Here is a 765-nt window from a genome sequence, read left to right on the forward strand (position 1 = left end):
GTGACCTTCAGTCGGCTGACCCTGACGGACACGCTCCCCACGGACTTCTACTACATCCGCGGATCGGGCGTGCCCACGGACCCGGACGTCATCGCCGAGCCGCAGCTGGTCTGGCTCGACCTGGGGCCGCTGGCCCCCGGGCAAAGCCTCACTGTGACGTTTGCAGTGACGGCGACGCCAGGCGTCATCGGCACTTACTGGAACGTCGCCCTCGTCGGCGGCGAATACCCCGGCGGCGTCCTCACGGACACCGACGACGCCCCGGTGGCTCTGACCGATCCATCGATCGCGCTGGATAAGCAGCTGGTCGGCGCTGATCTGGATGAGGTGGCGCCCAACTACGTCACTTTCACCATCCTCATCACCAACACGGGGGTCAGCCCCATCGACCGGCTGCCGCTGGTGGATCAGTATGACCCGGCCGTGCTGAGCTTCGTGACCGCCACCATCCACCCCAACGAACCGAACGACGACGGGCTCCTCACCTGGTATGATCTGACGGGCCCGGCGCCTCACGGCTTCGGCCAGAACCTTGCGCCGGGAGAGTCCTTCCGGATCACCACCGTGTTCCGGGTGATCCAGAACATCACCGTCACGTTGAACGTCGTCACCGTGCCGAACCCGGTCGATATCTACAACAACCCGGCCAACTCGCCGCGGGATGACGAGGAGATCCGCAACGTGCCCACTGCCGTGGAGCTGCTCTACTTCCGGGTCGCGGAGGTGAGGGGCCAGCAGGTGCGACTGGAGTGGGCAACGGCTGCC

1 protein-coding gene is annotated in these 765 nt (G+C 65.9%); it reads left to right on the plus strand.

The features are described 5' to 3' along the window. Positions 1-765 (plus strand): hypothetical protein (locus tag NZ653_10135; protein ID MCS7287475.1); only part of this gene is annotated, 765 nt, incomplete at both ends.

The organism is Anaerolineae bacterium (genome assembly GCA_025062375.1).
Classification (GTDB): domain Bacteria; phylum Chloroflexota; class Anaerolineae; order SpSt-600; family SpSt-600; genus SpSt-600.